Below are 11,731 nucleotides of genomic sequence, written 5' to 3'. Positions count from 1 at the left end.
GCAGATGACGCGCGGATAGACGAAAAATCCGCGTGTCGCGTAGGCCTTAGAAACGTCGTAAATCGATTGTCATCGGTAGCTCGTCACTGATTTCTACATTCGGTATAGGAAGTTTCCCCGGCGTGTGTCCGACGCGAAAGAACCGCGCCATACGCCGGCTTTCGGCTTCGTTGGCGTTGACTGGCAATGTCTCGTAATTGCGCCCGCCCGGATGGGCAACATGGTACTGACAACCGCCCAGTGACCGGCCCATCCAGGTGTCGAGCAGGTCGAACACCAGCGGCGCGTGCACCGGGATGGTCGGTTGCAAGCAGTTAGCCGGTTGCCACGCGCGATAACGCACCCCAGCGACGAACTCTCCTACGCGTCCGGTCGGATGCAATGGCACGGCGATGCCATTACAGGTCAGCAGATAACGCTGCGGCGGCAAGCCTTTGAGCTTGACCTGCAGGCGCTCCAGCGATGAGTCGACGTAACGCACCGTGCCACCTGTCGCGCCCTCCTCGCCCAGGACATGCCATGGCTCCAGCGCCTGACGCAATTCGAGCTCGATACCGTTAACGGCGTAATCGCCAACCTTGGGAAAACGAAATTCCAGATGCGCGGCGAACCATTCCGCGCGCATTGGATAACCGGCGTTGTTGAGTTCGACGATGACGTCGGCGAAGTCCTGTTCGATAAAGTGCGGCAGCAGGAAACGGTCGTGCAGTTCAGTGCCCCAACGCGCAAGTTTCGCCGGCGCATAAGGCTCACGCCAGAAACGTGCGACCAGTGCTCGCAGTAACAACTGCTGAGCCAGGCTCATGCACGCATGGGGCGGCATTTCAAAGGCGCGCAACTCCAGCAAGCCGAGACGCCCGGTGGCGCCGTCCGGCGAATACAGTTTGTCGATGCAGAACTCGGCACGGTGAGTGTTGCCGGTGACGTCGATCAGCAAATTGCGCAGCAGTCGATCAACCAGCCACGGTGCACATTCCTCGCCCGGCTCGGGCATCTGCGCGAAAGCGATTTCCAGTTCGTACAGCGCGTCATTGCGCGCCTCGTCAACCCGTGGCGCTTGGGACGTCGGGCCAATGAACAAACCGGAAAACAGGTAGGACAGCGAAGGATGGTTGTGCCAGTAACTGATCAGGCTGCGCAACAGATCCGGGCGACGCAGGAACGGCGAATCCGCTGGCGTCGCGCCCCCGAGCACAAAGTGATTGCCGCCGCCGGTACCGGTGTGACGGCCATCGATCATGAATTTCTCGGTGGTCAGGCGGGTCTGGCGCGCCTCTTCATACAGAAACTCGGTGCGCTCGACCAATTCGTCCCACGTGGCCGAGGGTTGCACGTTGACTTCGATCACGCCCGGATCAGGGGTGATACGGAAGTTGCTCAGGCGCGGATCGCTCGGCGGCTCATAGCCTTCCAGCAGCACCGGGCAATGCAATTCTTCGGCGGTGGCTTCGATCGCCGCGACCAGTTCCAGATAATCCTCGAGCCGCTCCAGCGGCGGCATGAACAGGTACAAACGCCCCTCACGGGCTTCGGCACAAAACGCGGTGCGTGTCAGCCAGTCGGCGGATTCGTCGATTTTTGGCACGCGTTCGTCGGGCGTAGCCGCTTCGCCTGGACTATTGAGCTGCGCAGTTTGCGGCAACTCGGGAAAATCCTGATTCGGATCCTGTGGATGAATAAACGGATACTCGGCGGCTTTCACCCACGGCTGCGAACCCAACGGCAAGCGATAACCCAGCGGCGAATCTCCCGGGACCAGACGGCAGTGCTCATCACGCAGGTACCAGCGCCCGCTCTGCCATTGATCGCCCTTGGCGGTGCGCGCCAGCGGCAGCACCTGGCCGATCACCTTGTTCAGGCCCTGACTGAAGACTTTGCGCAGGCGTGCGCGCTCCAGCGGCTCCTCCAGACGCGAATCTTCGGCGCTGACGTTGCTGGGTAATGTGCCCTCGCGCCAGAGGTAATAGAAGTTGTCTTCGTAGGCCGGGAACACAAAACGCGTAGGTAATTTCAGGCGCTCGGCGACACTCGCCAGGAAGCGTCCGGCCAATTCGCCATTGGCGCCGTAATCCTGTTGCTCGTCGGCGATCAAAGCATCGTTATGCCAGATCGGCACGCCGTCACGGCGCCAGTAGCAATTGAGCGACCAGCGCGGCAGTTGCTCGCCGGGATACCACTTGCCCTGACCAAAATGCACCAGACCTTTCGGCGCGTAATGTTTGCGCATGCGCTGGAACAGTTCGGCGGACAGTCGACGTTTATCGTCACCCAACGCGGCGGTGTTCCACTCGGCGCCGTCCGGATCGTCGATGGAAACGAACGTCGGCTCGCCGCCCATAGTCAGGCGCACGTCGTCTGCCAGCAGGTCGGCATCGATCTGCCGACCCAGCGTTTGAATCGCCTGCCATTGCTCATCGCTGTAAGGCTTGGTGACGCGCGGCGCCTCCCAGATCCGCTCCACCGACATTTCGTGGCTGAACGCACATTCGCAAGGTTCGACCAAGCCACTGATCGGTGCCGCCGAGGACGGATCTGGACTACACGCCAACGGGATATGCCCTTCACCGGCAAACAGCCCGGAAGTCGCATCCAGGCCGATCCAGCCCGCGCCCGGCAAATACACCTCGCACCAGGCGTGCAGGTCAGTGAAATCGACGTCAGTGCCGGATGGGCCGTCGAGGCTTTTCACATCGGCGGTCAGTTGAATCAGATACCCGGAGACAAACCGCGCGGCCAATCCAAGGTTGCGCAGTAGTTGCACCAGCAGCCACGCCGAATCCCGGCAGGAGCCGGAGGCATGTTCGAGGGTGTGCTCCGGGGTTTGCACGCCCGGCTCCATGCGGATCAGGTAACCGATGTCTTCGCTCAGGCGCTGGTTGAGCGCCACCAGAAAATCCACCGCTGGCAGCGATGTGCGGTCGATGGCGTCCAGATAGGCTTTGAATTTGGGGGTCAGCGGCAGGGTTTCGAGGTACGGCGCCAATTCCTTACGCTCATCGGCGGCGTAGGCGAAGGGGATTTTCTCGGCGTAGGGCTCGAGGAAGAAGTCGAACGGATTGAACACCGCCATCTCGGCGAGCAGATCGACTTCGATGCGCAACTCATTGGTTTTCTCGGGGAACACCAGCCGCGCGAGGTAATTGCCCTGCGGATCCTGCTGCCAGTTGATGAAATGCTGCTCGGGCGAGACTTTCAGCGCATACGACAGAATCCGCGTGCGGCTGTGGGCGGCCGGGCGCAGGCGAACGATCTGCGGGCCGAGTTCGACAGCGCGGTCGTAGCGGTAATGCGTGACGTGATGCAATGCGACATGAATCGACACGGCGTGCCTCCTGCGAGCCTAAGCGTATTCGAAAGCGCGCAAGACTTATGCCATGCAGAGGCTTGGGCGCTTTCCCGGAATGCTTAAGGCAGTACAGCACCAAAATCGGGCGATGCGGGGAAATGGTTTGGGCTGATTGCACGTAAATGTTGCGAAGAGCGCCCTCACCCTAGCCCTCTCCCGGAGGGAGAGGGGACTGACCGCGTTGGATGTTGGAGATACACCGACTTGAAAGTATTGAGTCGAATCCATTTTTTGAAAAGTAGTGAGATCTGCTGCGAAGAGCCCCTCACCCTAGCCCTCTCCCGGGGGGAGAGGGGACCGACCGCGTTGGATGTTGGAGATACACCGACTTGAAAGTCTCGAGTCGAACTCAAGTTTTGAAAAGCATGGAGATCTGCTCCCTTCCCCCTCGCCCCCATTGGGGGAGAGGGCTGGGGTGAGGGGGGATGGATCTTGCAGACGACAAAAACCCATCCCCAGAAATGCAAAACGCCAACCCGAAGGTTGGCGTTCTGTTCAGCTCAAGCGATGTTTAGCGCGGCACGACCGGCTTGCGTGTCGGCTTCGGCCCTTTGCCTTTCGCGGCGTCCTTGCGCTCCTTGGCCGCCTGCTGGTTGCGGGCAAACGCCGCCGCCTTGGCCTGCTCACGCTTGTCCCAAGGATTACCACCATCACTGGCACGCGGCGGCAGACCGGTGTGCTGGGTGAGGATCTTGGTGGTCTTCTCTTTGCCTTCCTTCGCGACTTTATGGCTGCCGGCTGGCGTCGAGTTCTTGCGACGGGCGCTCTGGTAGCTGTCGGTAGCCGGCTGGTGCGTCGGGATCAGTTGATCCTTGCCCGAACCGATCAGGTCGCCACGGCCCATGCGGATCAGCGCTTCACGCAGCATTGGCCAGCCTTTCGGGTCGTGATACCGCAAGAATGCCTTGTGCAGACGACGCTGCTCTTCGCTCTTGACGATGGTCACGCCGTCGCTTTTGTAGGTGACTTTGCGCAGCGGGTTCTTGCCCGAGTGGTACATCGCGGTGGCGGTGGCCATCGGCGACGGGTAGAACGCTTGCACCTGGTCAGCGCGGAAGCCATTGCCCTTGAGCCACAGAGCGAGGTTCATCATGTCTTCGTCGGTGGTGCCCGGGTGGGCGGCGATGAAGTACGGAATCAGGTACTGCTCCTTGCCCGCTTCCTTGGTGTACTTCTCGAACATGCGCTTGAACTTGTCATAGCTGCCAATGCCCGGTTTCATCATCTGGTTGAGCGGACCTTCCTCGGTGTGTTCCGGGGCGATCTTCAGGTAACCACCAACGTGGTGAGTGACCAGCTCTTTGACGTACTCCGGCGATTCAACCGCGAGGTCGTAACGCAGGCCAGAGGCAATCAGAATCTTCTTCACACCCGGCAAGGCACGGGCGCTGCGGTACAGCTGAATCAGCGACGAGTGGTCGGTGTTCAGGTTCGGGCAGATGCCTGGGAACACGCAGGACGGCTTGCGGCACGCGGATTCGATTTCCGGCGTTTTGCAGGCAATGCGGTACATGTTCGCGGTCGGGCCGCCGAGGTCGGAAATGACGCCGGTGAAACCCGGGACCTTGTCGCGGATCTCTTCGATTTCGCGAATGATCGACTCTTCGGAACGGTTCTGGATGATCCGGCCTTCGTGCTCGGTGATCGAGCAGAAGGTGCAGCCACCGAAGCAGCCACGCATGATGTTCACCGAGAAACGGATCATGTCGTAGGCCGGGATCTTCTCCTTGCCATACGCAGGGTGCGGAACACGTGCGTAAGGCATGCCGAACACGTAGTCCATTTCTTCAGTGGTCATCGGAATCGGCGGCGGGTTGAACCAGACATCGACTTCGCCATGCTTCTGCACCAGTGCGCGGGCGTTGCCCGGGTTGGTCTCGAGGTGCAGCACGCGGTTGGCGTGGGCATACAGAACGGCGTCGCCACGGACCTTTTCAACCGATGGCAGGCGAATTACGGTCTTGTCACGGGTCATGCGCGGGCTGGCCAGGATCTGTACGACCTTGGCTTCCTGCGGATCTTCGACCGGACCCTTTTCCTGTTCGATGGCGCAGGCCTGGGTGTCCTGAGTGTTCACGTACGGGTTGATGATCTTGTCGACCTTGCCCGGACGGTCGATACGCGTCGAGTCGACTTCGTACCAGTCTTTCGGCGTATCACGACGAATGAACGCGGTGCCGCGCACGTCGGTGATGTCTTCGATCTTGTGCCCGTAGGACAGACGCTGGGCAACTTCGACGATCGCGCGCTCGGCGTTGCCGTACAGCAGAATGTCGGCGCTGGCGTCGATCAGGATCGAGTTACGCACGCGATCCTGCCAGTAGTCGTAGTGAGCGATGCGACGCAGCGAGGCTTCGATGCCGCCAAGGACGATCGGCACATGCTTGTACGCTTCTTTGCAGCGCTGGCTGTAAACCAGGCTCGCGCGATCCGGACGCTTGCCGGCCATGCCGCCTGGCGTATAGGCGTCGTCGGAACGGATTTTCTTGTCCGCGGTGTAGCGGTTGATCATCGAGTCCATGTTGCCCGCCGCAACCCCGAAGAACAGATTCGGCTCGCCGAGCTTCATGAAGTCGTCTTTGGACTGCCAGTTCGGCTGCGCAATGATCCCGACGCGGAAGCCTTGCGACTCCAGCAGCCGGCCAATGATCGCCATGCCGAACGACGGGTGATCGACGTAGGCATCTCCGGTAACAATGATGATGTCACAGGAATCCCAGCCAAGCTGATCCATCTCCTCCCTGCTCATCGGCAGGAATGGCGCTGGCCCGAAACATTCGGCCCAATATTTTGGATAGTCAAATAACGGCTTGGCTGCTTGCATGTCGACGACCGGTGTTGAAGTGAAAAATCGCGGGCGCGGAATATAGCACAAATTTTGACCAATTCCGACGGCAATGGTCGGTTTCTCTTACAGCCAGTGTTGCGCATGCCCGTCGACCCGTCACAGGCAGAAAAACATCGATTCAACCCAACATTCATCAGCCCGGCACCTGCGCCAGCTGATGTGACAACCCTTCAAGGATGAAGAAATGTCACCGAAATCGCCCATCAGAGGCACCACCACCGTTGATGTTCATCCACGCCCCGGCAGTCCGAGGGGCGGCCACGTGCCGCACCCGACGATTCCTCTGTCGGCAGGCACGCTACGGATGCCGGAAACCCTCACGACAGGCGCCGATCTGCAGGCGATCAGGTCGGCACCGTCGATCAGGGTCAGCCCATCGCCACCGGATCCGCCCATCCGCCCCCCAGCCCGGGAACCCTCGCTGGAACATTACCTGATCAATGCGCCCGCCTCCCTGCCGGCGCCCGATGGGCACGGCGTCAGAACCTTCAAGGGCCGTCGTTACGTGGATGTGCCGGATGGCGGCATTGTGCAGGTCGTCACTGATGCGCCATCCGGTCTCTACCGGGCACGGCTGGCGAGCGAGCTGACGCCTGCCGGGCCGCTGCTGATACGCGATCGCGAAAGCGGGCTGTGGCATCCGCTGGAGGACGGCAAAAGCATCACTTTCCCCTTGTCCGACACACGCCTGCAGGATTTCGCGACCGATCTGGACTTTACCGGCGTCCAGGTCGGCCGGGACCGTCTGTATCGCTACGGCGGCAAACTCTACGCAGTGATCGCCGAACAGAGTTACCAGGCGCTGCATGACCTTGACGCCTCCTCGCCAGCATTGCCGGTCATGCGCATCGTTCGCCCTGAAGATCCCGTGGCTAGCGACCCTGCCAATGTTTACATCGGTACGCGTGCGGGAAGATCGGAGCCGATTGTCTTTGATGAGCAGCGCGGCTGGGTGGGGACGCTGGTGGGCGGCACGGCAGGCATGCGCCGACGAGCGAATCCGGCAGATGCCTTGCGCGCGGCTGACCTGACGTTCGAGTTACAGACGCTGGAACTGCAATTCAACCAGGCCATGACCACGGGCGAACAGCTGCACTACCGCTGGCAGGCGTTGAAGGGCAGCGAAGCCGAGCGCGCCCATTTGCAGCGCCTCGAAGAACATCATCGGTGGGAACTGTCGATACTGGAAAAAACCCTCGACCTGCACACCGATGAAAAGGAGCGCATCGTCTCGATCATGGGACGTGTCGCCTACCGGGAAAAGATCATCGTGCTGCACAAGGGCCGCATGCTGACCTACAACCAGCTGATGATCGCCAGCGATTCGCGAAAGTTGCTGGACGGGCCGATTTTCGGCGGCCCGGTTGCTGACCATGCGGCCGTGGCAGCCCATTTGTCGAACAAACTGGAGATCCTCAAGAAGCGTCAGGATATCGCCGATGAACTGTTGAACAAGTGGCGCCTGTCACCCGACGATTTGAAAGGCACGGTCTATGATCCGATCGATCTGCACGAAAACGTTGCCTTCTGGATCTACGCCAAAAGCCGCCTGTTCGTCGATGAGGATGCGCCTGTCGACATCAGCAATGCCAATGCCAGATACCTTGCGTTCTGTTTCGGTGAGGTGACCTTTGCTTTTCGTGCGCTCAAGGAAATTCCTCAGCATGCGCGTATTTCCGTGCTCAGTGACTTGCTGGATCAGACGTCAGCCGTCAAAGCCTCGTACGAAAATCTGCCGCTGCCCCCTGGCCCGCAACATGCCGGCTCACGCAGTGAAATCATCGAAGCCATAGAACATTTCGAGCACACGCTGGAACAGCATCTGGATCGCTACCATCAGGAGCAGGACACAACGGCCGCGCTGCCACCCCACGAACAACCGATCGATTTCGATTTCATCCCGGCACAGGGCCAGAGCCCGCAAGCGGCGGCACCGAGGAAAATGTTCCGCAGCAAGCACCACGGGGTCTACAAGATCCGGGTCGGACGGCCACGTCGCACGGCGGCGGGTGAAGACTTGATCGATGTGATGAATCCGCATGACCCGACAGAGGTCCTGCAAACCTACGAACGCCGGGAAGGCGAATGGCGTCGGCAGATGGCCAGGCAAGAAAGAAACCTGTCGACGCTGACTGCTCAGGCGCGGCAGCACCTGGAACAATCCGAAGCGCATTTGCATACCGCGTGGCGCGATGAGAAAGCCAAACGCAATGCCAGCGGTATCGTCGAATTTCTGACTGGCCGGGCCGACGAACTGGATGATCTCGCCCGGCAAATCGGACAAGCGCCCAATCCCGCCGCCAGTGACATTTCCGCGCTGGTACAACGCCTGCACCACGACAGTCAGCGCCTGCTCCAGGAAGGTGAAAACATTCGTGTGCGGCTCTACAAAGACCCCGACTACCTGAGCAACGACCGCGTGGCGTATCTGATCCGCCACGGGCATTTGAGCGCCACTCGCACGCAGAGCCGGATACCGCTGGGCAAGGGCAACAAAAAGGAATTTCTCGACGTCTACACGCTGAACGACAGTCAGGCCGGTACGGTGCTGTGGTACGCGCACTTCCACTACACACAGAAGGACAGTCCTTTAGCGGACTTTCAGGTAAAGCGCGGCCACCTCAAGACTCGCCAGCAAAACCGGCTCGGTACGTCGTCTCAACGCAGGGACGAGCAGGCCGGCCGGGCGCACGTGAAGATCTGGCGTGAAGATATCGACAGCAGGACCGCACAGAGAATCTTCGAACTGGCCTCCTGAAACAGGAACGCCCCATACCGTGCGTGACTGAACAAGCAAACTTGTCCGAAGGCAGGAAGCCCAACGACATCTGTCCCTGAGCCAATGCCTGGGGACAACCACTCAAGGATGATAACCATGGCTACTAAAACGCCCGTCAGAGGCACCGTTTCGGTCGACGTCCATACGCGTCCGAATCAAACACCGGAGACCCGGACGCCGCACCTCGACAGCACGATCAGCGTCGGCACAAGCCGGGACGGACAGCCAGCGCGATCGGGCAACGTCGCCCCGGATAACGACCTCGACGCTATCAGCCCGGCCCCGGCCATCAAGATTCAACCGGCAACGCCTCACGCTGAAAACCAGATATCCGTGCAGCAGCCGATCGAACATTACCGAATGGCTGCGTCGGCCACGTTGCCTGCTATCGACGCCAGCGGATTCAGAACGTACAAGGGTCGCCGCTATGTCGATATGGCCGATGGTGGCATTGTGCTCGTCACAGTGGACGCTGACACGGGCCGGTATCGGGCCAGACTGGCCAGCGAGCGATTGCCTTCCGGCCCGGTGCTGCTGCGCGACGCCGACAGCGGACTTTGGCGTGTCGCCGAGGATCACCACGTTATCAGCGTGCCGCTGACCGATCCCGACCTGCGAACCTTTCGCTCGGATCTGAATTTCAGCACCAGCGAACCCGACAGCGACGGCGTGTTTCGACATGATGGCAAACGCTACGCGCTGATCGACGGCCATGCGTATCAGGTCATGCTCGATACGGATGCCTCCACGCCTGTGCAGAAGGTATGGCGCATCGTCAACGCCAAAGACTCCGTGGCGACAGACAGCGAAAATATCTATCACGCCAGCCGTAGCGGCGAATCGCACGCCATCACGCGCGACGGGCAAGACACCTGGGCGTTTGCCGCCTCAGGTTTACGGGGCGGCATGCGCCGTGGGGAAAGGCCTGGAGCCGGGACACAAGCAAGCCTGGCGACCCTGCTGCACGACTATGCACCCTTCGCAGCGGTCCACAAGGAACTCGTCGAATCGTCTGAGCGGTACAACAGCCTTTACCGCGAGGCGCGTGCTTTGCCCACGGACAGTTCAGCACAGACCGCAGCCCTGATCGCCGTTGAGGTCCATCTGCTCAAGCACATCAAGAAGCAGGCGGACTTTATCCAGTCACTCGTCGACAACAAGGATTGGCTGGTGCGGTTAAAAGCCCGCGGGGAATTCAAAAAGGAGCTGCACACCTTCCGGATGGATCGAGTGAGTTACCTGAATCGGCTCATGACGGTCATGGACTTGAAGCTCGCACCGACCTTCGCAACGCTGAACAGCGACAACTGCAAAAAAATGATCGCTAACCTGAACAAAAAACTGAAGATTCTCGAAGACCGGGAAGTGCTGATGGGGCAGATCAGAAAAGCCTCCCCGGGGGCGGAACCCGATCTCGTCGAACTGAGTCAGGAAGTGCCCACGGCCGAGCGTGTCACCTTCAACAAGTTGAGTTTGTACGTCCACTTGTTCGCAGGCACACCTGATCACACGCCAAACGCGACCATGCACTCGCTGCCCTCCATCAATCTGTTCAACGGCGATCTGCACAACATTCCCGAAGGCTCGCAGCCATTGGCGTTGATGCTGACGCTTGATCAAATCAGACGCGACAAAAGCCGTTTTGAAGCATGGCTGTCGACGGACAGCGTCAAGGCCGAGTACGCCAGGGAAATCCTCGCGCTGACTGACACCGTCGAGAACAGAATCGAGACACGACTGAACGAACTCCTGGCTACGTTTGACCGCAATACCGAACTGCCCAGCCGGGATCAGGACATCGACTTCGACTTCCTTCCAGTACAACCGGGCAATAGCGGAACCACACGCCCGGCAACGCCCAGAAAGGTGTTCAGCACGCGCCGGCACGGTACTTCAAGAATCCTCGTCGGCGAGACGGAAACCGCCGCAGACGGCAGTGTCATCATCAAGGTTTCCAACCCGCTCCAGCCGGATGGCCCGACTGAACGATACGAGAAAAGGCAGGGTGAATGGCTGCCCGTTCGTCCACCCATCGTCAGCACTCCGCGACCGGAACTGATAGCCGAGGCCAACCGCTTATTGGCTGATGTTGAAAAGCACATTGCCGCAGCACGGGCCAAAGAAACCGCGAAAGACAATCCGACGGAAATCATTGAAGACCTGGAAAAAGCCATCGAACCGCTCAACGAGCAGGCACGCCGCCTGCAAAACCACGAAAACGCGGCCGAGGATAGCGAGATCCAGAGCTTGGCCGAACGCTTGCAAACGGCCGCAGACACATTGTCCGCACATGGCCAAAGCGTGCTGGTGCGGATGTACAAGAACAAGGACGTGCTGGACATTCTGCGCCTGAATTATCTGATCGATCACGCTGAGCTGAACGCCGTCAAAACCGTTGATCGCAAACAGCAGGGCAAAGGCCGGGACAAGTCGTTTCTCGACGTCTACTCGATCCGCGATCGCGTCGACAATGCGCCGTTATGGGAAGCGCACTTTCACTACGACAAAGACAACAGCGAGCCGCTGAATTTCACCATCAGGGGCAGCCATCTGAAAACCCTCGAACAGAGCAAGCGCGGCATCGAGTCCCAGCGCCGCGACGAACAGGCCGGTCTGCCCCACGTTGCCATCTGGCGCCAGACTTTCGATGGCAAGACCGCACGCAAGATTTTTGCTCTGGCGAGCGAGGCGACAGCGGCGGTCCGCTGACACAGTCAATCAGGCAATGACGCCGAATACGCCAGCAACTCCGCTCTGC

At 59.9% G+C, this 11,731-nt stretch carries 4 protein-coding genes; 2 read left to right on the top strand and 2 right to left on the bottom strand.

Annotated elements, in window-relative coordinates; all coding sequences use genetic code 11:
* Positions 1–46: 46 nt before the first annotated feature.
* A complete protein-coding gene (locus PspR84_RS03000) occupies positions 47–3,322 on the bottom strand; it encodes a transglutaminase family protein (RefSeq protein ID WP_160055373.1) in 3,276 nt (1,091 codons plus the stop codon).
* Positions 3,323–3,857: 535 nt separating this feature from the next.
* A complete protein-coding gene (locus PspR84_RS02995; protein WP_007915855.1) occupies positions 3,858–6,170 on the bottom strand; it encodes a YgiQ family radical SAM protein in 2,313 nt (770 codons plus the stop codon).
* A 208-nt stretch (positions 6,171–6,378) separates the two neighbouring features.
* Between PspR84_RS02995 and PspR84_RS02990 the strand changes: the two genes are divergently transcribed.
* Together PspR84_RS02990 and PspR84_RS02985 are read left to right on the top strand one after the other, a co-directional pair.
* Positions 6,379–8,952, top strand: a complete 2,574-nt coding sequence (locus PspR84_RS02990; RefSeq protein ID WP_160055371.1) for a hypothetical protein — start codon at positions 6,379–6,381, stop codon at positions 8,950–8,952.
* Positions 8,953–9,069: 117 nt separating this feature from the next.
* Entirely contained in the window at positions 9,070–11,682 is a 2,613-nt protein-coding gene (locus tag PspR84_RS02985) for a DUF6543 domain-containing protein (RefSeq protein ID WP_174244427.1), read from the top strand.
* Positions 11,683–11,731: the final 49 nt, after the last annotated feature.

Source organism: Pseudomonas sp. R84 (assembly GCF_009834515.1).
Taxonomy (GTDB): domain Bacteria; phylum Pseudomonadota; class Gammaproteobacteria; order Pseudomonadales; family Pseudomonadaceae; genus Aquipseudomonas.
Note: the sequence above shows the minus strand (reverse complement) of the source record. Positions and strands in the feature narration are given on the sequence as shown.